This window comes from Leisingera aquaemixtae, from assembly GCF_006740765.1.
Classification (GTDB): Bacteria; Pseudomonadota; Alphaproteobacteria; order Rhodobacterales; family Rhodobacteraceae; genus Leisingera; species Leisingera aquaemixtae.
The window spans coordinates 432,759-453,047 of record NZ_CP041159.1; the positions used below are offsets into that span (position 1 = coordinate 432,759).

Below are 20,289 nucleotides of genomic sequence, written 5' to 3' on the forward strand. Positions count from 1 at the left end.
GTTGCGCGTCAAGGGCAAGCCGCCTTTGGCGGGGCCTGCGGCCCCCTTGACCCGATCCGCCGGCGTCAGACCTTCCAGAAGCAGAAGATGCCCCAGGCGATCGACAGGCCCAAGGGCCACCACAGCGGCATCCCCACCAGGCCCAGCCAGGCCAGGAAGATGTAGGAGGTGCCCAAGAGGCTGATGAACAGCCGGTCGCCGCGGGTGGTGGTGAGGCCGAGCACGCCCTTGCGGGCCGCGCCGCCGGGGTGGCGGATCTCAGCGATGATCAGCACGCCGATGGCGGTGAAGATGCCGATGAACAACAGGGCAGTGGGCCAGGTCCAGGCCATCCATGAAAGCATTACACCCTCCCCATCGCGAAACCCTTCGCGATGTAGTTGCGGACAAACCAGATCACGATGGCGCCCGGAATGATTGTCAGAGTACCAGCCGCGGCCAGCAGCCCCAGTTCATAGCCCGCGGAGGACGCGGTCTTGGTCATGGTGGCGGCAATCGGCTTGGCGGCGACGGCGGTCAGTGTCTTCGCGAGCAGCAGTTCCACCCAGGAGAACATGAAGCAGAAGAAGGCCGCCACACCCACGCCCGCCTTGATCGAGGGGATGAAGATCGTCGCAAAGAAGCGCGGGAAGGAATAGCCGTCGACAAAGGCTGTCTCGTCCAGCTCCTTGGGAACGCCGCCCATGAAGCCTTCGAGGATCCAGACCGCCAGCGGGATATTGAACAGGCAGTGCGCCAGCGCAACAGCCAGATGGGTGTCGAACAGCTCCACCGCGGAGTAAAGCTGGAAGAACGGCAGCGCAAACACCGCGGCCGGCGCCATCCGGTTGGTCAGCAGCCAGAAGAACAGCTGCTTGTCGCCCAGGAAGCGGTAACGGCTGAAGGCATAGGCGGCCGGCAGCGCCACCGCGATGGAGATCACGGTGTTGATCGACACGTAGAGGATCGAGTTGATGTAGCCCCAGTACCAGCTGGGATCGGTGAAGATGGTCGCGTAGTTGTCCAGCGTGAAGGTCTGCGGGAACAGCGAGAAGCCCGACAGGATTTCATTGGTCGTCTTAAAGCTCATCGCCACCAGCCAGTAGATCGGCAGCATGAGAAACAGGATATAGACGATGGGGACGATGGATCGTTTTTGCATCGGTCTCCCTCCCTCAGTTCTGATCGTCTTTGGTCATCAGCGTGTAGAACAGCCAGCTGACCAACAGAGTGATTGCAAAATAGATGAGCGACATGGCGGCAGCGGGGCCGAGGTCGAACTGGCCAAGCGCGATTTTCACCAGGTCGATTGACAACAGCGTGGTGGAGTTGCCGGGACCGCCGCCGGTCAGAACAAACGGCTCGGTGTAGATGTTGAAGCTGTCCATGAAGCGCAGCAGGATGGCGATGGTCAGCACCGTCTTCATCTTGGGCAGCTGGATGAACCGGAACACCGCCCAGTTGGTGGCACCGTCGATCTTGGCCGCCTGGTAGTAGGCGTCCGGGATCGAGACCAGGCCCGCATAGGACAGCAGCACAACCAGTGAAGTCCAATGCCAGACGTCCATGGTGACAATGGTCACCCAGGCCGCGACGGGATCCTGCGTCATGTCATAGTTGATGCCCAGCACGTGGTTCAGGAAGTATCCCAAGAGGCCGATGTCGGGCAGGGTGAAGATGTTCCACATCGCGCCGACCACGTTCCACGGGATCAGCATCGGCAGCGCCATCAGCACCAGGCACACCGGCACCCAGAACCCCTTGCGCGGCATCGACAGCGCAATGGCGATGCCCAGCGGCACCTCGATGATCAGGATCAGGAAGGTGAACAGAAACTGGCGGCCAAGCGCCGCGTGGAAGCGGTCAGAGCGCAGGATCTGCTGGAACCAGTCCAGCCCCTGCCAGAAGAACACGTTGTCGCCAAAGGTCTCCTGCACCGAGTAGTTGACCACCGTCATCATCGGGATCAGCGCGTTGAAGGCGACCAGCGCCAGCACCGGCAGGACAAAGAACCAGGCTTTCTGGTTTTCGGTTTTCATCAGGCCGCTCCTTGTTCGTCTGCAGCGGGGGAGGTGGCAAGCCAGCCATCCACGTAAAGCCGGGTCATGTCCTGGCGGAAGGCGAGATGCACGGCACTGCCTTTTTCCGGCGCGGCGCCGTCGGTGATGGCGTTGATACGGTGGCCGCCGGCCTCGCATTCCACCACCGTGTGGCGGCCGATGTCAGAGACCTTGGTGACCGTCGCAGGCAGGCCGTGGCCTGCGAGCGAGACAAACTCCGGGCGGATGCCGATTTCGGTCTGGCCGTTTGCGGCCCCCTGAATGGGGCCTTCCAGCGCAATCTGCTGCCCGGCAAACAGGGCGGCACCGTGCTGCACGACGCAGGGCAGGATGTTCATCCCCGGCGAGCCGATGAAATGGCCGACAAAGGTATGCGCCGGGCGCTCGAACAGCTCCACGGGGGTGCCGATTTGCACCACCTCGCCCAGCTGCATCACCACCACCTGGTCGGCAAAGGTCAGCGCCTCGGTCTGGTCGTGGGTGACGTAGATCATCGTCGCCTTCACCCGCTGGTGCAGCTCCTTCAGCTTGGAGCGCAGCTTCCACTTCAGATGCGGGTCGATCACGGTGAGCGGTTCGTCGAACATCACCACGTTCACATCCTCGCGCACCAGCCCGCGGCCCATCGAGATCTTCTGTTTATTGTCAGGTGACAATCCGGCCGCCTTCTGATCCAGCATCCCGGTCACTTCGAGCATTTCGGCAATCGCCATCACCCGTTTGTGCACCGTGGCTTCGTCCCGGCCGCGGTTGCGCAGCGGGAAGGCCAGGTTGTCGTAAACCGTCATGGTGTCGTAGATCACCGGGAACTGGAACACCTGCGCAATGTTGCGCTGGTCCGGGGGCAGGGCGGTCACGTCCTTGCCGTCAAACAGGATCTGGCCTTCAGACGGCACCAGAAGCCCCGAAATGATGTTGAGAAGAGTGGATTTGCCGCAACCCGAGGGGCCAAGCAGCGCATAGGCGCCGCCGTCGGTCCAGTCGAGGTCGATTTCCTTCAGCGCGTAGTCCGAGTCGGACTTCGGCGTCGAAAGATAGCTGTGGCGCAGTTTTGAGAGAGTTATTTTAGCCATTGATGCCTCACGCCGCGCGGCTGCCGTCGGGGGCAAAGAAATATGCCTGCGCGGGGTCCATGTAGAAGTCGTGCAGCTCACCCACCTGATAGGGGTGGACGCCGTGGGCGAGGGACACCCAGCTGCCGGAACCCATGTCGAAATGGGCAGAGCTTTCGGAGCCGGAGAGTTCGGTCACCTGCACCTGTCCCGACAGCTGCACATGGGCGCCGTTCTTTGCCACTGGCAGCACGTGGTGCGGGCGGATGGCGATGGTGTAGGTGCCATCGGCCAGACCGGCGGCGGCGCCGCTCAGCTCCCAGGTGACGCCGGCGCCCAGGCGGGCCATGCTGCCCTGCTTGGTGATCTCGGCGGTGTTGATCGGCGGATCGGAAAACACCCGCGCCGCATCGACATTGCCGGGGTTGCGGTAGATCTCGGCGGTGGGGCCGAACTGGGTCACCCGGCCGCCGCGCATCAGTGCGGTCTTGCCGCCCAGAAGCAGCGCCTCCTCCGGTTCCGAGGTCGCATAGACCACCACTGCGCCGCGGCCGGCAAACAGCTCGGGCAGCTGGTCGCGCAGCTCCTCGCGCAGCTTGTAATCGAGGTTGGCCAGCGGCTCATCCAGGAACACTGCGCGGCTTTCCTTGGCAATCGCGCGGGCCAGGGCGCAGCGCTGCTGCTGGCCGCCGGACAACTCATGCGGGCGGCGGTGCAGCATCGGCTTCAGCTGCAGGATCGCAGCGGCCTCTTCCACGCGGCCTTCGATCTCCGATTTCGCCATTCCTGCCACTTTCAGCGGCGAGGCGATGTTTTCGAATACCGTCATATGCGGGTAGTTGATGAAGAACTGATGCACCAGGCTGATGTTGCGCTTCTGGGTGCTGAGACGGCTGACATCTTCGCCATCCATCAGCACCTGGCCGCTGGCCATCGGGTCGAGGCCCGCCATCAGTTTAATGAGTGAGGTCTTTCCGGAGCCGGTGGCGCCGAGGAGGACGTTGAAATGACCGGGCTCCAGCAGCAGGGATGTTTCCTTGATGTGCTGAATGGCGCCGACGCGCTTGGTCACACCCTTAAGTTCGAGTGCCATCTTGCTTTGACTTTCCGGCAGGCGGCCTGTTTGCGCGCGGGGGCAGGGCGCGCGGTATCTTGGGGAAGAAGGCCCCGGAAGACAGGAAAGGGTCTCCGGGGCCTGATGCAGCCCGGCCAGATGATGGGGATCGCTGGCCGGACCGGGAGGAGGGGCTTAGTTGGTTGCCCAGCGGGCCACCAGCTCGTCATAGTTGACGGTCTGGCCCTGCGGCTTCTCGTTCTCCAGCGGCGGCTTGGCGCCGCCATTGGCGTGCCACCACTCCGCGTCCTTCTCTTCGTTCAGGCGCGGGCCGCAGCCGCCGTAGACATTCGCCTGCTCGTCTGCGCGCTGCATACGGGCCATGGTGATGTCCATTTCTTCGGCGAGACGGTCCATGGCTTCCTGCGGCGTGAAGGCGCCGGAGTTCACGTCACCGATCTGCTGCCACCAGATCTGGGCCAGCTTCGGATAGTCCGGCACGTTGATGCCGGTCGGCGACCATGCCACGCGGTCGGGCGAGCGGTAGAACTCGACCAGGCCGCCCAGTTTCGGTGCGCGCTCGGTGAAGCTTTCGTGGTTCACGGAAGAGTCGCGGATGAAGGTCAGGCCGACGTGCGATTTCTTCACGTCCACGGTCTTGGACACCACGAACTGGGCATAGAGCCAGGCAGCCTGGGCGCGGTCCAGCGGGGTGGACTTGAGGAAGGTCCAGGAGCCCACGTCCTGATAACCGACCTTCTGGCCTTCTTCCCAGTAGGGGCCGTGCGGGCTGGGCGCCATCCGCCACAGCGGGTTGCCGTCGCCGTCAACGGTGTTGTTGCCTTCGGACTGCGGTTTCACCATGTCGGCGGTGAAGGCGGTGTACCAGAAGATCTGCTGTGCCACGTTGCCTTGCGCCAGTGCCGGCAGCGACTGGTAGAAGTCATAGGACGCCGCACCCGGAGGCGCGTATTTGCGCAGCCATTCGTCCCACTTGCGGATCGCATAGACCGCCGCCGGGCCGTTGGCGGCACCGCCGCGGGTCACGCTGGCGCCAGCCGGGTTGCAGGAGCCTTCTTCCATCCGGATGCCCCATTCGTCGATCGGCACGCCGTTCGGCTCACCCTTGGAGCCTGCACCGGCCATCGACAGCCAGGCATCGGTCATCCGCCAGCCAAGGTCCGGCGCGCGCTTGCCGTAATCCATGTGGCCATAGATCGCGGTGCCGTCGATTTCCTTGACCTGCTCGCTGAAGAACTCGGCGATGTCCTCATATGCGGACCAGTTGACCGGAACGCCCAGGTCGTAGCCGTATTTTTCCTTGAACGCGGCCTGCAGGTCTTCGCGGTCGAACCAGTCCTTGCGGAACCAGTAGAGGTTCGCGAACTGCTGGTCGGGCAGCTGGTACAGGTCGCCGTCCGGGCCGGTGGTGAACTGGGTGCCCATGAAGTCATCCAGGTCGAGACCGGGGTTGGTCACGTCCTTGAAGTCGCCTGCCATCATGTCGGTCAGGTTGTAGGCCAGCTGCAGGCGCGAATGGGTGCCGATCAGGTCGGAGTCATTGACGTAGGCGTCATAGAGATTCCGCTTGGTCTGCATCTGGGTCTGCACGGCCTGAACGACCTCGCCTTCGCCCAGGATCTGGTGGTTCACCTTGATGCCGGTGATGTCCTCGAACGCCTTGGTCAGCACCTCGGATTCGTAGGAGTGCGTCGGGATGCCTTCCGACAGCACGTTGATTTCCATGCCCTTGAACGGCTCAGCCGCCTGGATGAACCACTGCAATTCCGACAGCTGTTCGTCCTTGGTCAGCACCGAAGGCTGAAATTCCTCATCAATCCATTTTTTGGCCGCCATTTCATCGGCATAGCCAATTGATCCCGCAACCATCGCGCAAACGGCGGCTGCGGACAAAAGATACTTCCGCATCTTTTTCCTCCCTGAAAGTCGCTTATAGCCAGCTGTGCATAAGCTGCATCTGACTGCCATAGAGCTTTCATAGGTTGGAATATGTTGTCAAACTAATTTTTTAGTAAGCTTTAAGATGCTGATTTTGCTGGTGAAAAATACGCCTTGGGGCGGCCGCTTTCAACGTGCAGAGGATGCCGCGGCGCAGCATTTCCGGGAGTGACGCAACGCAAATTTTTTGCCGTGCCGGCGGTGAAAAAGCAGTCGCCGCGCCAGAGCATTCCCGCTACAGAGGCGGCATGACGCAAGACAACACATTCGAGATTTTCCTGACCGCGCCGCCGGGTCTGGAACAGGCGCTGCTGGCCGAGGCCAAGGAGCTGGGATTTGCCGCGCCCAAGGCGGTTCCGGGCGGGGTCACGGTGCAGGGAGACTGGCGCGAGGTCTGGCGCGCCAACCTGTCAGTGCGCGGGGCCGCGCGGGTTCTGGCGCGGATCGGCGAATTTCGCGCCTTCCATCTGGCCCAGCTTGATAAACGCGCGCGCAAGTTCCCCTGGGGCGATGTGCTGCGCGCGGACGTGCCGGTGAAGGTGGAGGTCGCCACCAACAAGAAGTCCAAGATCTACCACGCCGGCGCCGCCGCGCAGCGGGTCGAAAAGGCGATTGCCGAGAGCCTCGGCGCCCCGGTCAGCAAGGACGCGGAACTGACGGTCAAGCTGCGCATTGAGGACAACCTGTGCGTCTTCAGCGTCGACACTTCGGGCGAGGGGCTGCACAAGCGCGGCCATAAATCCGCCGTCGGCAAGGCGCCGATGCGCGAAAACCTCGCCGCCCTGTTCCTGCGCGAATGCGGCTTTGACGGCAGTGAGCCGGTGGTTGACCCGATGTGCGGCTCCGGCACCTTCGTGATCGAGGCGGCGGAGATCGCAAAGGGCCTGCTGCCCGGCCGCAGCCGCAGCTTTGCGTTTGAACAGCTGGCAACCTTCGATGCGGACGCCTGGGCAGAGCTGAAGCAGCAGGGCGGAGAACGCGAAACCGATCTGCTGTTCCACGGCTCCGACCGCAACGCAGGCGCCGTGGAGATGTCCGCCGCCAATGCGGAGCGTGCAGGTGTGGCGGATTGCACCCGTTTCGCCCAGGCGGCGGTCAGCGATCTGCAGCGCCCGGACGGCCCGCCGGGCCTGGTGATCGTCAACCCGCCCTACGGCGCCCGGATCGGCAACAAGAAGCTGCTCTTCGCCCTATACGGCGCCTTGGGGCAGGTGCTGAAGGAGCGGTTCTCCGGCTGGCGCGTGGGGATCGTCACCTCGGAAACCGCACTGGCCAAGGCCACCAGCCTGCCGTTCCTGCCGCTTGGCGCGCCGGTGGCCCACGGCGGCCTGAAAATCCGCCTGTTCAAGACCGGTCCGCTGCCCTGAGCAGCCCGGGACAGGCAAGAGGGCGCCTTCAGGCGCCCTCCCGGCTGTTTGCCCTGACGGGGCAGGCTCAGCCGAATTCGTACATATCGCCGGTGCCGCCCCCGGTGCCGCTACCGGGCACAGTGCCGCCCACCGGCTGGTTCATCAGCGCCATGAAATCCTCGGTGCCGGGCTCGCTGCCGCCGTCCTGGAACTGGCCCGCCAGATTGGCGTCATACCAGTTGCTCAGGCCGTCGCCGGTGACCCCGCCATTGGCATAGGCGCTGCCGCTGCTGGCTGCCGCCGCCGGGTCATAACCGCCTTCCAGCACCTTTTGCGAGCCGTCCGGGCTGGTGACCACCAGCGACATGCTGCTGAGGTCGATATCCTCCAGCGTCAGCCCGGCATCTGACCACAGGGTAAAGCTGGCATTGGTAACCGTGCCGATGGTGCTGCCCGGCACCTGGCCGAATTGCACCATCGCATCGAAATTGCCCGGCACGGCGGTGCCGGTATCCAGCGCATTGACGGAATTGGCATTGGCCTCATGGCCGGTGACCGGCAGCGCGTTTTCGTCCGGGAAGAAGTTCAGCCCGCCAACGCTGGCATCCTCCGCCATGTTGAAGAACAGCCCGTCGATGTCGGCCACCTCGCCGTCCCAGGAGGTGGGCTCAATCTTGATGAACAGCTGGTTTTCCGGTGTCTGCAGAACCTCGACGGTGACCCGCGGGTCGCCGTTGCCGCCGATCTCGAAGAAAACTGAGGTCTTGCCGGCGGCACCACCGCCATTGCTGCCGTCACCACCGGTCCCCTTGGTCCCGCCGGAGCCGCCGGTTCCCCGGGTGCCTCCGCTGCCTTTGGTCCCGCCGCTGCCGGACCCTCCGGTGCCGCCCGAGCCCTTGGTGCCGGATCCGCAGCCGTGCGTTCCGCCCGAGCCGCCGGTTCCGCCGGAGTCTCCGGTTCCACCCGACCCACCGGTTCCACCAGACCCACCGGTTCCACCAGACCCTCCGGTTCCGCCAGAGCCGTTCCAGTCATCTTCCTCGCGGTACCACCAGTGCTTCTTGCCGTGATGGCCCTTGCCGCCGAAGCCCTTGGTGCCGCCAGACCCCCTAGTTCCGCCAGATCCCTTGGTGCCGCCCCAGCCCTTGGTGCCACCGGAGCCCTTGGTTCCGCCAGACCCTTTCGTGCCGCCAGATCCCTTGGTGCTGCCAGACCCTTTCGTCCCGCCGGAACCGTCTTCTTCATCTCTGTCGTCACGCCAAGCCTTGTAGCCCTTGCCTTTCCAGCCAAAGCGGTCTGACAAGTGGCTGTCGTACCAGCGGCCGAAATGCCCGCCTTGCACGCCGCCGTTATAATAGCTGGTGCCGCCGCAAGCCTGCTTGCCGCCCCAGCCCCATGAAGAATGCCCCCGGCCCATCTCTACCCCCCAAGCAAACCCTAGTATCCAAATTGCGGAGTGGCCGGCACTTGGGCCGCTTCCGCGCAATTGATCACAGTAGGGAGACGCGCTGGAAGGGCCAAGTTTTCGTCACATTTTAGGCGAATTTCATCGTTTCTGGGGGCTTTGCGGAAACAATCCGCGGGCGCAGGTTTTGATTGTGCGGCGTCTCCGGCCAATTGCCCTGCGCCGCCCTTGCCCGGAGAGCGCGACTCAACCCGCGGTGCGCAGCCGTTGCCCAAATCTGTCCTGAAAATTGCCGCCTTTACCCTTTAGGGCGTTAACCGGAGAGGGGTGAGCTGGCCGGGGCAGGGCAGCGTTCGGGGAAGAGGTGCAGGCAATGGCTGATGGAAAATTCGACGACCGCACCGCGTATATCGCGGCGGCGGCCTGGGAGGTGCTCGGCGAGGAACCGGTGGAAATCACCGCCCCGGGCGGCAAGTCGCGCTCCTCGCTGCGGCTGCATTTCAAGGACCGCACGGCAATTGCCACCCTGCGCGCCAACTTCCGCCGCACCCATCTGGAGGCTTATGTTCTGGAGCAGCTGGCACCGCATTGCGATGACATTCCGCGGGTGCTGGGGGTGCATAAGGACGTGCTGTTCCAGTCCGACACCGGCGAAACACGGCTGAGTGAAGAGATCGTTGAACACGAGGAAGCCGACCAGCTCGACCTGGCGGCTGAGGCCTGCGCCGCGGTTTTCCGCATCCAGGCGGCGGCGCGCAAGACCGCGCTGCATACGGTGCTGCCGCATCTGGGCGCCAACCGCAGCTGGATCCGCAACTTCGTCGGCTCAGTGGCGGCGCTGGAAGCCTGTTCCATGGCCATCCCCGATGCGTTCGACTACCCGGCGGTCGCTGGATACATGGAACGGCCGGGGGTGCAGTTCCTGAAATGGGACTGCCGCGCCGGCAATGCGGCGATCGGCGAGGACGGGTATGTCCGCTGGTTCGATTTTGAATATGCCGGCCTGCGCCACGGCGCGGAGGATTTTGCCTGGCTCATCGGCGATGAGACCTGGCCCGTGGCGCCGGACAAGATGGCCGACGTGATGATCGAAACCTTCGACCCCGGCTGCGGCCATGAGATAGGCGAATACTTGGAGTATCTGTCGGCCTACACCGCCCTGCACTGCATTCAGCGGCTGGAGCTGATCCAGAAAGAGGTCAAGAGCCGCGGCTGGCTCAGCCAGGAGCGGGTGCGCAAATATGACGATGCCGGGGTGCATCCCGCGTTTGCCGCGCAGCTGTGCCGCACCGGCGCCTATTACGCCGCGCAATCCCGGCACACCGCCCCCCTTAGCCGCAACTTCGAGGCGGCGGAGCGCGCATTTAAGGCAATGTCCGCGGGCTGACGGTTTCTCCTTCCTGTGACGTGCCGTCCGGGCTTCCAGCGATGCGATCGGGGCGGCTATCCTGTTGCCGGTCACACAGGGGGAGAAGACATGCAGCAGGCCGAAGATTTCCGCGCCGAAAGCCGTGCCTTGGCGGCCATTCTGGAAGATCTGCCAGAGGCGGCCTTTCATAGAGCGACCCAGTTCAAGGACTGGACCATCGGCCATGTTCTGGGGCACCTGCACCTGTTCAACGCCGCGGCTGAAGCATCGCTGCAGGGGGAAGATGAGTTCGCCGCCTTCATTGCGCCGGTGCTGCAGGACATGCAGGCGGGAAAGACGATCCTCGAATGCCAGTTCCCCTGGCTCGGCGGCCTGTCGGGCCGCGCACTGTTTCAGGGCTGGCGGGACGGGGCGGAGCGCTGCGCCGATGCCTATGCTGCGGCGGATCCCAAAAGGCGGCTCAAGTGGATCGGCCCGGACATGAGCGCGCTGAGCGCCATAACCGCCCGGCAGATGGAAACCTGGGCGCATGGCCAAGAGGTGTTCGACCTGCTGGGGCTGCAGCGGCAGGACCACGACCGCATCCGCAATATCGCGCATCTCGGGGTGGCCACCTATGGCTGGAGCTTCGCGAACCGCGGGCTGGAGGTGCCGGAGCCAGCGCCGTTTGTGCAATTGACGGGACCGTCGGGCGCGGTCTGGGAGTGGAACACGCCGCAGGCCGGCAATTTCGTCAAGGGCAGCGCTGTGGAATTTGCGCAAGTGGTTACGCAGGTCCGCAATGCCGGCGACACCGGCCTGCAGGCGGAAGGCGCCGCAGCGCAGGACTGGATGCGCATCGCCCAGTGCTTTGCCGGCCCGCCGGAAACGCCCCCCGGCAAGGGCAGCCGCTTCATCGCAAAGACCTGATGCACAGGCTTTAGGCACAGGCGTTATGCACAGGTCTTTTCTACGGGCCTGTTCCGCCTTGTTCCCTGGCTGGCAAAGTCCCGGTTCACGTGAAATGCAGCCTGGCTGGCGGGCAAGGACAGCGAAGCGCTCCCGCCCGGCTTCGGCCGACCTGGCGGACGGCCTGTGCCCGTTGGGCGTAGCCGGGGCACCTGCGGGCGCGGGAGCGCTTCGCTTTTCCAGGCGCGGGCCTGTGCCGGGCGCCAGGCGGGGCGCCCTCGAAAGCCTCAGTCCCGGCCAGGAAACAGCCGCCGCCGCTCAGCGGCGGTTCCAGGCGCGGCTCAGCCCCTCCAGCGCCATGCGGCCGGGATCGGCGAGGCTGACCGGCAGCGCCTGCGCCTCCAGTGCCGCCCCGTAGAGCGCCTGCAGCGGCGGCTCTGCGATCAGCGCCAGGTTCTGGCCCAGCCAGTAAGGCCGCGCTGCCGCCAGTTCGGCGCCAAGCAGCAGCCCCCAGATCCGGGCGCGCGCATCGGCCGCGGGCATCTCATCCAGAGCCGACGAAGCCTGGACCGACGCCAGCCGGGCCGCCAGCTGTTCCGGCCTCGCAATCCCGTCTGCTGCCGCCTCCGCCAGCGCCGCCTTGTCCCAGCTGACCGCCGCCTTCAGTCCCATCGCCTGCGCCGCTGCCTGCGCCATCTGGCCGGTCAGGGCGCTTTGGAAGCTGACTGCCTCGCGGGCGCTGACCTGCACCCAGTGGGTCACCGCTCCGGGCAGGCACACCACCCCGTCCCAGTCCGGGTTCAGCTGCAGGAAACCGCTGAGCCGGGCCAGGGCACCCTGCATCACGCCGCAGGGCGCCGCCTGTCGGAGACCGGGCAGGGCGTGGATTTCCAGCCCGTCCAGCCGGGTTTCGCCCAGCGGCAGACCGGCGGGCACTGCCGGGACCGGATGCGGCGGCAAAAGGGAGCTGCCGCCCAGAACCACCGGGCAGATCGCGCCGCCCAGGGCCTGGCGCAGCGCCGCGGCCAGCGCGGCAGCGCCGCTGTCCGGCAGCTGCAGCACCTGCGCCGGAGCAGCGGCCGGCGCGCCGGGGATCACGGTCCAGGCGGTGAGCGTCAGCCCGTCCAGATTGGCAGCCAGAAAGCCGGCCGCGCTTTGGGGAGGGTGCATGATGTCCTCATTCCTCTGCCATGGCTTTGCCTGCGGTTATGGCGGTGATTCCCGGTCCCGGCAAGGGCGCGGCGCGCAGCCGTACAGCCGCAAATACCCGTAAGGAGAGGTGTCTACCCGCTGGTATGCGCGTCATAGGCTAAAACGCACGCCATTTCTGCGAAAGACAGGCCGCGCAGCGCTGCGCCCGGCGCGCAATATCCAGTACGGTGAGAGCGCCGGGTCCGGGCACTGCCTGTCCTCCTGGCCGGCGCCGCACCGAACGGCCGCGCGTAACTGACCCTGCCAATCCGGAACACGGTTTGCACCGTAAACACTGAAACCGGCCGTGACAGCAAAAGGAGAGACCGCAAACATGCCCGCCGCACCGGTACCGCACAATGCCATATTTGCCCAGCTCGCCGCGCGTCACCTGCTGACCCAGGGGTTCACGCCCGCCGCCGTGTTTGCCGGCACCGGTTTCGGCCAGGCCCTGCTGAACCAGGAAGAGCCTGCCGCCCCCTTTGCTGCCATCGCCGGCTTCTTCAGCCGCGCTGCGGAGCTGACCGGCGATCCGCTGTTCGGCTTCCGCCTCGGCTGCGCCAGCGACCTGCGGCTGGCCGGCCTGCTGGGCTATATCGCCCGCACCTCGCCGACCGCGGGCTGCTTCCTGCGCAACATCGCGCGCTATGCCGGGGTGATGAGCGACGCCTGGGACGTGGACACATCCCGTCTCGCCTCGCACGGAGAGTTCGCCTGGTCCTGCACGGCGGCCTCCGGCCAGCAGGCGGATCAGTATACCGAATTCCTTGCGGCGCTGTTCTTTTCCGCCCTGCGCGAGGCGGCCGGTACGCGGATCGAGCCGCAGGAGGCGGCCTTTGTCCACCAGCGCCGCCGCGGCGCCGAAGAGATCGCGGCCTTTTTCGGCTGCCCGATGCGGTTCGCGGCTCCGGCCAGCCGCATTGTGTTCAAACCCGAGGATCTGGATTTGCCGCTGGCCAGCGGCGACCGCCTGCTGCTGCGGGTGCTGCGCACCTTTGGCGACCAGCTGCTGCACGGCCGCGGGCTGGGGCGCAAAAGCACCGACCTGACGGCGCAGGTCGAAGAAGCGGTGTCTGCCCGGCTGTCCGGCGGCACCGCATCGCTGGCGAATGTGGCGGCCGATCTGGGCATGAGCCCGCGCACCCTGTCGCGCAAGCTGGCCCGGGCAGGCACCAGCTACTTCACCGTTCTTGAGGAATTGCGCAAGGCTCTGGCGATCCGCTATCTCCGGGAGAGCAGACTGCCGCTCTCCGAAATTGCCTTTCTGCTGGGCTATTCCGGGCTGAACAGTTTCAGCGAGGCTTTCCGGCGCTGGACAGGGCAAAGCCCGGGACAGTTCCGCGGCGGCTGACCGGCTCAGACCGGGGTGCGCGAGAAGCGATTCTGCACCTGATTTCCGCAGTTCTGGAACAATTCCGTAGATTGAGCGGAAATTGTTTCCGCTCACGCGGCCGTATTGAGGCTTTTTCCGGGCTTTTCCGGTGCCTTGCCACAATTTGCGCGAATTTCCTAAAATTTGGTTTAATTGGGGGTGACTGCAGAAATGCAGTGTCGCCAGGGGATTAGGCGACCAACAAGAACGGCGCGGGCGCGTGGGGGCGCGCCCCGTTTTGGAACCTGAAAATCAGTAGTGGTGTTCTGCGGCCGATGGCGCGCGGGAGGCCGGTTTGAGTTTAGACACGGCCGCCTCGTCAATGAGGGCGGTCCAGCCGGTTTCAGGCTGGGTAGCGGGGGTTTTCGATGAAAGACTTGGTTCCCGGAGGGGCGGGGCTGTCTTTTGCGCAGTTTGAACAGGATACCGGGGGCGCCACTCTGCCTCACCGGCCTCTGCAGCATCTGCGCTTGCAGCCTATCAACATGAATGCAGGCCTGACCGGCTTTGCGGCGGCGGGGCGGCCTATTGCCCGGCCCGGCCGCCGGGCTGGCGGCAGCGGCTACCGGATAGCGGGCAAGCGGGTTCTGGACCTGCTGCTGGTTATCCTCATCCTGCCGCTGACGCTGCCGGTTATCTTACTCTGTGCCGCGGCGCTGTGGCTGGAGGGCGGGCGGCCGTTTTACACTCAGCCGCGTCTGGGCCGCGGCGGCAAGGTGTTCCGCATCCTGAAGCTGCGCACCATGGTGCGCGACGCCGACGCCTTGCTGCAGCACTATCTGGACAGCGACCCCGCCTTGCGCCGGGAATGGCAGGACACCCAGAAGCTCAAGAACGATCCGCGCATCACCCCGGTCGGGCGGCTGCTGCGCATGACCTCTCTGGATGAGCTGCCGCAGCTGTGGAACGTCTTCAAAGGCGAGATGAGCCTGGTCGGCCCGCGCCCGATGATGCCGGAACAGCTGCCGCTTTACGGCGATGCTGCCGCCTATTTCGCGCTGCGTCCGGGGATCACCGGCATCTGGCAGGTCTCTGTGCGCAACGAAGGCAGCTTTGCCAGCCGCGTGCAGGCCGATTTCGAGTACCGCGACGGGCTGTCGCTGGGCCGGGACCTTGGGCTGCTCTGGCGCACCGTCGGCGTGGTGATGAAGGGGACGGGATATTAACCTCTGTCTGATCCTATGCAGGCCCGCCGTCCGGGCCTGGCAGCAGATCAGCCAGCCATTGCGGAGGGCAGGGTTGTGAAGCATTTTGCAATATCAGGGGCGTGCGGCGCCATCCCGGCCCGCAGCCCGCTTACGGGACTGGAAGACGATGAGGACGGCATGAGCGAGCAAAGCTTCAAGCGGTTCCGCCGCCGCCGCGCGCCGGCGGCGCCGTCTGCCGATGGCGGCACCGGCGCGGCAGAGCCACAGCAGAGGACAGCGCCCGCCGCACCGCCGCAGGTGCAGCTGCCGGCCCGCCTGCCGGAACCCTGGGACCGGATCCGCCAGGTGCCGTTTGACACCGGCGTTGAGCAGGCCGCGCGGCTGCCGCTGGTCAGCCGGTTCCGCACCTCGCCTGCGGCCAAATCCTTTGACCTGCTGCGCACCCGGCTGCTGCACAGCCTGAAGGCGCGCGGCTGGAACAGGGTGGCGGTAACCGCGCCCGCGGCGGGCTGCGGCACCACCTTCTCGGCGGTCAATCTGGCGCTCAGCCTGGCCCGGGTGCCGGGCAGCCGCACCATCCTGATGGACCTGAACTTCCGCCGCCCCGGCATGGCCCGGGCGCTGGGGATAGAGACGCAGGGCGATCTGTCCGCCTTCCTGTCCGGCAGCACCCGGATCGAAGACCAGTTCGTGCGCCCGCTGCCGTCGCTGGCAGTTGGCCTCAACCGGAGCGCGGATCAGGATGCGGCAGAACTGCTGCACAGCGGCAGCTGCGCCGAGGCGCTGGACGCCATGATGCTGCGCTCGGGCGCCGATACCGCGCTGTTCGACCTGCCGCCGGTGCTGGAGCATGACGACACCGCGGCCTTCCTGCCGCAGGTGGACGCGGTGCTGCTGATCTCCGACGGCACCCGCACCACCGCCGCGCAGCTGGCCGCCTGCGAGAAAATGCTGGCCGGCCATACAGAGCTTCTGGGCGTGGTGCTGAACCGGGCCCGCGACACGGACAGCCCGCTGAATTGACCATCCCGGCGTCATAGTTTTGCCCGGTTGCTGTGGTCAGACTCCGGGCGCGGGCCACTGCCGGGCCGATCCGGCACAGGCAGCGGGCAGGGGCAGCCGGCACATGCAACGGGCACGGGCAACGGGCAGGGGCAAGAGAGCAGACAGATGGGGCCGATTTACTCGCTGGGCGATTTTTTGGACATGGTGCGGCGCAGGCTGTTCACCATTGTCTGCGTCTTTATCCTGGGCTGCCTCGGCTCGCTTTGGTTCGCCGCCAGCCAGCAGCATCAGTATGAGACCGCCGAGGTGCTGCAGGTCACCCAGCCGCAGATTGCGGGCGAACTGGCCAAATCCACCGTCGAGGGCTCTTCCGCCCGCCGCATACAGCTGATCGAGCAGCGCCTGATGGCCCGCGGCGCGGTGCTGGAAGTCATCGAAAAATTCGGCCTTTATGCGGATATGGAGGCGCTGACCCAGCTTCAGAAAGTGGCGCTGCTGCGCGATTCGGTGCGGATCACCGGCGTGGCTGCCGCCCGCGAAGGCTTTGCCGACGATGGCACCATTTCGGTGCTGACCATCACCGCCCGGATGCCCACCGCCGAACAGGCGCAGCAGGTCGCCAGCGAATTCGGCCGCCGCACGATTGAGCTGAGCGTCGCCACCCGCATTGATCAGGCCCGCGAAACCCTTAGCTTCTTTGCCGGCAAGGAAGCCGCGCTGGCCGATCAGGTCGCCGCGCTGGAAGATGAAATCGCGGCCTACCGCAACGAAAATGACGTAACCCTGCCGGGCACCATCGAATTCCGCCGGGCAGAGATCGCAGCTCTGAACGAGGGCCTTCTGGAAATCGCCCGCGAACGGATCGAAATCCGCCGCGCCGCGGACCAGGCGCTGGCCACCGAACGCCCCGCCACCGCCCGCCGGATGCAGGAGGAAGCGGAGCAGAAACTGGCCACGCTGGACGCGCAGGAGCAGCTGCTGACCCGGCGCAGGGCCGGGCTTGAGGCGTCCTTGCAAACCACCCCGGAGGTGGAGCGCCGGCTGGGCGCCTACGACCGGCGGTTGGAGCAATTGCAGGCAGAGCTTGCGCAGATGACCGCCCGCCGCAACGAGGCAGAAGTAGGCTTCCGCCTGGAAACCGGCCGCCAGGCAGAGCGTCTGACAGTGATCGAACCGGCGCCCTTGCCGGATTACCCGGTGACCGGTGCCCGCAAGACCAAGGCGCTGATGGGGGCCGCGGCCAGCCTGCTGGCCGCCTTTCTGGCCGCCTTCCTGCAGGAGCTGCGCCAGCCGGTGCTGCGCACCGCCGCGCAGATGGAGCGGGAAACCGGCCTGGTGCCCGTGGTTTCCATCCCGGTGATGAACACCCGCCCGCCGCGCCGCGGGCTGTTGGACCTGATCAGGCGCAGAAGCTAGGCATCAGGCACCTTTTCCCGGCAGCTCGCGGCAGGGCACTGCCCTCAGAGCGCGTTTGCGATGCAGGCGCCTATGGCGGTGCCTAAGGGGTGCCAAGAGCAGCTGCCATTGCGGCGACTTCGGGCCAGTGCCAGCTCAGCGCGGCTCCGCCTGCCGCCACCGTCAGCAGCGCATAGCCCGCATCATGCAGCGGATCCCAGACATGGTGACGCCGCGCCAGCCGCACCAGCACCGGATAGGCCGCCAGCATCGCCAGCCCCAGCGCCGCGATGCCGCCCGCCAGCCCGAACCAAGCCACGCCGCCCAGGAACAGCGCCGTCTGCAGGCAGGCCCGCACCGCGGAAAACACAAAGAACCCGCGGCTGTCGCCTGCCGCCAGCGCCGCCTGGTCATAGGTCATGGTGATCACCGCCGGCGCCAGCGCCAGCGCAATCAGCACGATCATCGGCCCGGCCAGCACGTAGCGGTCATCATAAAGCAGCTGCACCAGCCACGGCCCGGCCCAAGCCATCGCCAGCAGCATCGCCAGGATCGCCGCCGTCAGACCGCCGCGAAGCTGCCGCTGCCGCCGCAGGTTCTCCGGTGCTTCCCGCGCGGGTTTGTCGCGGTAAACCGGGATCATCAGCCGCTGGTTCACCGCATGGCCCAGCAGCATCGGAAAGCTCGCCAGGAAATAGCCGATGTTATAGATCCCCAGCACTTCCAGCGGCACGAACTTCCCCAGGATCGCCCTGTCCCCCTGCGAGGTCAGGAACCAGAAGGCGGTGGACAGGAAAATCCACTTGCCGAAATGGATCAGCTCTTGCGCGGCGGCCTTCTCCCAGCGGAACCGGTTGGCGGTGCCCGGCAGGCCGAAATGGCACAAAGCCAGCTTGGCCGCAGCCTGGATCACCCCGCCCAGCACCAGCGCAATCACCGACTGCGTTGCCAGCGCCAGCGCAATCATCGCCGCCAGCCCGATCACCTGGCCGCCCAGGTCCAGCACCGTGACCCGCCCAGACAGCAGATGCCGGTGCGCGGTTTCGATCCGTGTCGGGTTAAAGCCGGCAATCGCCAGCCCGGCGCCTGCAACAGGCAGGTAAACCAGCAGCTCCGGCGCGCCGTAAAACGCCGCCGCGGGCCAGGCCAGCAATGCCGTCAGCGCCCACAGGCCAAAGCCGCGGATCACCTGAATGGTCCAGGCAGTATCCAGAAACGCCGGATCATCCCCCCGTTTGTTCTGGGCAATCGACGGCCCGATGCCAACGTCGGAAAACAGCGACAGACCCACCGTCACCACGGTGACCAGCGCCATCAGGCCGAAGGCCTCGGGGAACAGGATGCGGGTCAGAATCAGGTTCGAGGCCAGCCGCAGGGCCTGGCTGCCGCCATAGCCGATCATCAGCCAGGAGGCCGAGCGCAGCACCCGCGCCGCCATCCCCTGGCCTGCAAAATGCGATGCAACCCGCTGCATGTTCTAATAGATCCCCCAACGTCCGGTACCGCAGGCTAGGGAGGCGGGGCAGGGGCGTCAATCGCGGGGACGCCTGCGGTGGCGCAGACAGCTCCAGCAGCCCGGAACCGCAGGACAATCCCGCAACCTTTGCCGCATTCTCCACGCCTGCGCGACAAGCGGACGGCGGTGCTGGGCAAGACGCGAAACCGCCGCTAACCTGCGGCGGACAAACCTTTTTGCACGGATTATTCAGCGTTGAAGATCGCCTATGTCCTGAACACCTATCCGCAGCCGTCGCACAGCTTCATCCGCCGCGAGCTGCAGGCGCTGGAACGCCAGGGCGTGGACATCCTGCGCCTGGCGATGCGCCCCTCCGGCGCGGCCCTGGCCGATCCGGGCGATCAGGCCGAGGCGGCCCGCACGCAGTATGTTCTGAAGGCCGGGGCCGGGCGTCTGCTGGCAGCCTTGGCACGGGAAACGGCGGCGCCGGCCCGGTTCGGGCAGGCGCTGAAGCTGGCGCTGAAACTGGCGCGGGCCTCGGACAAGGGCATCCTGCGCCACCTGGTCTACTTGGCCGAGGCGGCGTTAGTGAAACAGCGCTGCGCAGCTGAGGGCGTGCAGCACATGCACGCGCATTTCGGCACCAACTCCGCCGCGGTTGCGATGCTGGCGCATGTGCTGGGCGGCCCCGGCTACAGTTTCACGGTGCACGGGCCGGAGGAATTCGATGCGCCGCACGCCCTGTCGCTGGGTGAAAAGATCAACCGGGCCAGGTTCACTGTAGCCGTCAGCAGCTTCGGCAAAAGCCAGCTCAGCCGCTGGGCCGCGTTCGGCAAGTGGGACAGCCTTAAAGTGGTGCATTGCGGCATCGAACCGGACCGCTTCGCCGATCCTGCGCCGCTGCCCCAGGGGCCGCTGCGGCTGGCCGCCATCGGGCGCTTTGTCGAGCAGAAGGGCCAGATGGTGCTGGTCCGCGCCATGGCCCGTCTGGTGCAGGAGATCCCGGACCTGCATCTTGCACTGATCGGCGACGGGGAGATGCGCGCGGATCTGGAAGCGGAGATTGCCAGGCAAGGCTTGGGCGGCAACATCACCCTGACCGGATGGCTGGCGGAGGACGGCGTGCGGGCCGAGCTGGCCCGCGCCCACGCGCTGGTGATGCCCTCCTTCGCCGAAGGCCTGCCGATGGTGGTGATGGAGGCGATGGCTGCCGCCCGCCCGGTGGCCGCGACATATATTGCCGGCACGCCGGAACTTGTGGTGCCGGGACAGACCGGCTGGCTGGTGCCGGCCGGGGATGAGGCCGCGCTGGCAGAGGCGGTGCTGGCGCTGGCGCACACTCCGGCAGCGCGGCGGGCGGCCATGGGGCAGGCGGGGCGCGCCCGGGTGCTGGAGCGTCACGACAGCGCGGGCGAGGCGGCCAAACTCGCCGCGCATTTCCGCAAAGCAATCTCAGGGTAGCCGCCGGAGCCCTCCCGCCCGTCGCCGCCGCATCTGTGAGATACGCCGCTCCCGTTGGGCCAGGCTCAGCGCCCTTGGCGCTGAGCCTGGCCCAAGGCCGCCAAGGGTGCGCTGGCGCAGCCAGGGCATCCTGCGGGCGCGGGAGG

The 20,289-nt window shown here is 65.9% G+C and carries 17 protein-coding genes; 8 read left to right on the plus strand and 9 right to left on the minus strand.

The window, feature by feature from the left end:
- Positions 1-65: 65 nt before the first annotated feature.
- From R2C4_RS03845 to R2C4_RS03870, 6 genes are all read right to left on the minus strand, one after another.
- Positions 66-344 (minus strand): DUF2160 domain-containing protein, encoded by a 279-nt coding sequence (locus R2C4_RS03845; protein ID WP_027236659.1) that lies wholly within the window; start codon positions 342-344, stop codon positions 66-68.
- Positions 344-1,141 carry a carbohydrate ABC transporter permease gene (locus R2C4_RS03850; protein ID WP_141889655.1) on the minus strand — a complete coding sequence of 266 codons (798 nt, stop codon included), beginning with the start codon at positions 1,139-1,141 and terminating at the stop codon, positions 344-346. Before R2C4_RS03850 ends, R2C4_RS03845 begins: the two co-directional genes overlap by 1 nt.
- Before the next feature lie 13 nt (positions 1,142-1,154).
- On the minus strand, positions 1,155-2,018 hold the full coding sequence (locus tag R2C4_RS03855; protein ID WP_058286554.1) for a carbohydrate ABC transporter permease: 864 nt from the start codon (positions 2,016-2,018) through the stop codon (positions 1,155-1,157).
- The gene (locus R2C4_RS03860; protein ID WP_141889656.1) at positions 2,018-3,112 is read right to left on the minus strand and encodes an ABC transporter ATP-binding protein; all 1,095 of its coding nucleotides are present in this window, start codon (positions 3,110-3,112) and stop codon (positions 2,018-2,020) included. Before R2C4_RS03860 ends, R2C4_RS03855 begins: the two co-directional genes overlap by 1 nt.
- Before the next feature lie 7 nt (positions 3,113-3,119).
- On the minus strand, positions 3,120-4,184 hold the full coding sequence (locus tag R2C4_RS03865) for an ABC transporter ATP-binding protein (RefSeq protein ID WP_058286556.1): 1,065 nt from the start codon (positions 4,182-4,184) through the stop codon (positions 3,120-3,122).
- A 156-nt stretch (positions 4,185-4,340) separates the two neighbouring features.
- Positions 4,341-6,074 carry an ABC transporter substrate-binding protein gene (locus tag R2C4_RS03870; protein WP_141889657.1) on the minus strand — a complete coding sequence of 578 codons (1,734 nt, stop codon included), beginning with the start codon at positions 6,072-6,074 and terminating at the stop codon, positions 4,341-4,343.
- A gap of 278 nt (positions 6,075-6,352) precedes the next feature.
- On the opposite strand from R2C4_RS03870, the gene R2C4_RS03875 reads away from it, so the two are divergent.
- Positions 6,353-7,471, plus strand: coding sequence for a THUMP domain-containing class I SAM-dependent RNA methyltransferase (locus tag R2C4_RS03875; protein WP_141889658.1), 1,119 nt, complete (start codon positions 6,353-6,355; stop codon positions 7,469-7,471).
- A gap of 67 nt (positions 7,472-7,538) precedes the next feature.
- Here R2C4_RS03875 and R2C4_RS21305 read toward each other — a convergent pair whose 3' ends face one another.
- Positions 7,539-8,870 (minus strand): hypothetical protein, encoded by a 1,332-nt coding sequence (locus tag R2C4_RS21305; protein WP_208764519.1) that lies wholly within the window; start codon positions 8,868-8,870, stop codon positions 7,539-7,541.
- A 361-nt stretch (positions 8,871-9,231) separates the two neighbouring features.
- On the opposite strand from R2C4_RS21305, the gene R2C4_RS03885 reads away from it, so the two are divergent.
- Both R2C4_RS03885 and R2C4_RS03890 read left to right on the plus strand, forming a co-directional pair.
- Positions 9,232-10,245, plus strand: coding sequence for a hypothetical protein (locus tag R2C4_RS03885; protein WP_141889659.1), 1,014 nt, complete (start codon positions 9,232-9,234; stop codon positions 10,243-10,245).
- A gap of 90 nt (positions 10,246-10,335) precedes the next feature.
- The gene (locus R2C4_RS03890; protein WP_141889660.1) at positions 10,336-11,136 is read left to right on the plus strand and encodes a TIGR03084 family metal-binding protein; all 801 of its coding nucleotides are present in this window, start codon (positions 10,336-10,338) and stop codon (positions 11,134-11,136) included.
- 297 nt (positions 11,137-11,433) lie between these two features.
- Here the strand turns inward: R2C4_RS03890 and R2C4_RS03895 are convergent, their stop codons facing one another.
- Positions 11,434-12,285, minus strand: a complete 852-nt coding sequence (locus R2C4_RS03895) for a 2-dehydro-3-deoxygalactonokinase (protein WP_141889661.1) — start codon at positions 12,283-12,285, stop codon at positions 11,434-11,436.
- A gap of 355 nt (positions 12,286-12,640) precedes the next feature.
- Between R2C4_RS03895 and R2C4_RS03900 the strand changes: the two genes are divergently transcribed.
- The 4 genes from R2C4_RS03900 (at position 12,641) to R2C4_RS03915 (ending at position 17,247) form a co-directional block, all read left to right on the plus strand.
- Entirely contained in the window at positions 12,641-13,657 is a 1,017-nt protein-coding gene (locus tag R2C4_RS03900) for an AraC family transcriptional regulator (RefSeq protein WP_141889662.1), read from the plus strand.
- Between the two features lie 389 nt (positions 13,658-14,046).
- A complete protein-coding gene (locus R2C4_RS03905) occupies positions 14,047-14,844 on the plus strand; it encodes a sugar transferase (RefSeq protein WP_141889663.1) in 798 nt (265 codons plus the stop codon).
- 159 nt (positions 14,845-15,003) lie between these two features.
- Positions 15,004-15,849, plus strand: a complete 846-nt coding sequence (locus R2C4_RS03910) for a CpsD/CapB family tyrosine-protein kinase (RefSeq protein WP_333868371.1) — start codon at positions 15,004-15,006, stop codon at positions 15,847-15,849.
- A gap of 147 nt (positions 15,850-15,996) precedes the next feature.
- Positions 15,997-17,247: a GumC domain-containing protein gene (locus R2C4_RS03915; protein WP_141889664.1), complete on the plus strand. Its 1,251-nt coding sequence runs from the start codon at positions 15,997-15,999 to the stop codon at positions 17,245-17,247.
- An 82-nt stretch (positions 17,248-17,329) separates the two neighbouring features.
- On the opposite strand, the gene R2C4_RS03920 is transcribed toward R2C4_RS03915, so the two are convergent.
- On the minus strand, positions 17,330-18,700 hold the full coding sequence (locus tag R2C4_RS03920) for an oligosaccharide flippase family protein (protein ID WP_141889665.1): 1,371 nt from the start codon (positions 18,698-18,700) through the stop codon (positions 17,330-17,332).
- A 237-nt stretch (positions 18,701-18,937) separates the two neighbouring features.
- On the opposite strand from R2C4_RS03920, the gene R2C4_RS03925 reads away from it, so the two are divergent.
- Complete coding sequence (locus R2C4_RS03925; RefSeq protein WP_141889666.1) at positions 18,938-20,143, plus strand: glycosyltransferase; 1,206 nt, start codon at positions 18,938-18,940, stop codon at positions 20,141-20,143.
- Positions 20,144-20,289 lie beyond the last annotated feature (146 nt).

Excerpts from the sequence above, each read along its gene's own strand:
- R2C4_RS03885 (WP_141889659.1), top strand. The coding sequence starts at position 9,232 with ATGGCTGATGGAAAATTCGACGACCGCACCGCGTATATCGCGGCGGCG.
- R2C4_RS03865 (WP_058286556.1), bottom strand. The coding sequence starts at position 4,184 with ATGGCACTCGAACTTAAGGGTGTGACCAAGCGCGTCGGCGCCATTCAG.
- R2C4_RS03850 (WP_141889655.1), bottom strand. The coding sequence starts at position 1,141 with ATGCAAAAACGATCCATCGTCCCCATCGTCTATATCCTGTTTCTCATG.
- R2C4_RS03875 (WP_141889658.1), top strand. The coding sequence starts at position 6,353 with ATGACGCAAGACAACACATTCGAGATTTTCCTGACCGCGCCGCCGGGT.
- R2C4_RS03870 (WP_141889657.1), bottom strand. The coding sequence starts at position 6,074 with ATGCGGAAGTATCTTTTGTCCGCAGCCGCCGTTTGCGCGATGGTTGCG.
- R2C4_RS03845 (WP_027236659.1), bottom strand. The coding sequence starts at position 344 with ATGCTTTCATGGATGGCCTGGACCTGGCCCACTGCCCTGTTGTTCATC.
- R2C4_RS03905 (WP_141889663.1), top strand. The coding sequence starts at position 14,047 with ATGAAAGACTTGGTTCCCGGAGGGGCGGGGCTGTCTTTTGCGCAGTTT.
- R2C4_RS03860 (WP_141889656.1), bottom strand. The coding sequence starts at position 3,112 with ATGGCTAAAATAACTCTCTCAAAACTGCGCCACAGCTATCTTTCGACG.
- R2C4_RS03915 (WP_141889664.1), top strand. The coding sequence starts at position 15,997 with ATGGGGCCGATTTACTCGCTGGGCGATTTTTTGGACATGGTGCGGCGC.
- R2C4_RS03920 (WP_141889665.1), bottom strand. The coding sequence starts at position 18,700 with ATGCAGCGGGTTGCATCGCATTTTGCAGGCCAGGGGATGGCGGCGCGG.
- R2C4_RS21305 (WP_208764519.1), bottom strand. The coding sequence starts at position 8,870 with ATGGGCCGGGGGCATTCTTCATGGGGCTGGGGCGGCAAGCAGGCTTGC.
- R2C4_RS03895 (WP_141889661.1), bottom strand. The coding sequence starts at position 12,285 with ATGCACCCTCCCCAAAGCGCGGCCGGCTTTCTGGCTGCCAATCTGGAC.
- R2C4_RS03900 (WP_141889662.1), top strand. The coding sequence starts at position 12,641 with ATGCCCGCCGCACCGGTACCGCACAATGCCATATTTGCCCAGCTCGCC.
- R2C4_RS03910 (WP_333868371.1), top strand. The coding sequence starts at position 15,004 with ATGAGCGAGCAAAGCTTCAAGCGGTTCCGCCGCCGCCGCGCGCCGGCG.
- R2C4_RS03890 (WP_141889660.1), top strand. The coding sequence starts at position 10,336 with ATGCAGCAGGCCGAAGATTTCCGCGCCGAAAGCCGTGCCTTGGCGGCC.
- R2C4_RS03855 (WP_058286554.1), bottom strand. The coding sequence starts at position 2,018 with ATGAAAACCGAAAACCAGAAAGCCTGGTTCTTTGTCCTGCCGGTGCTG.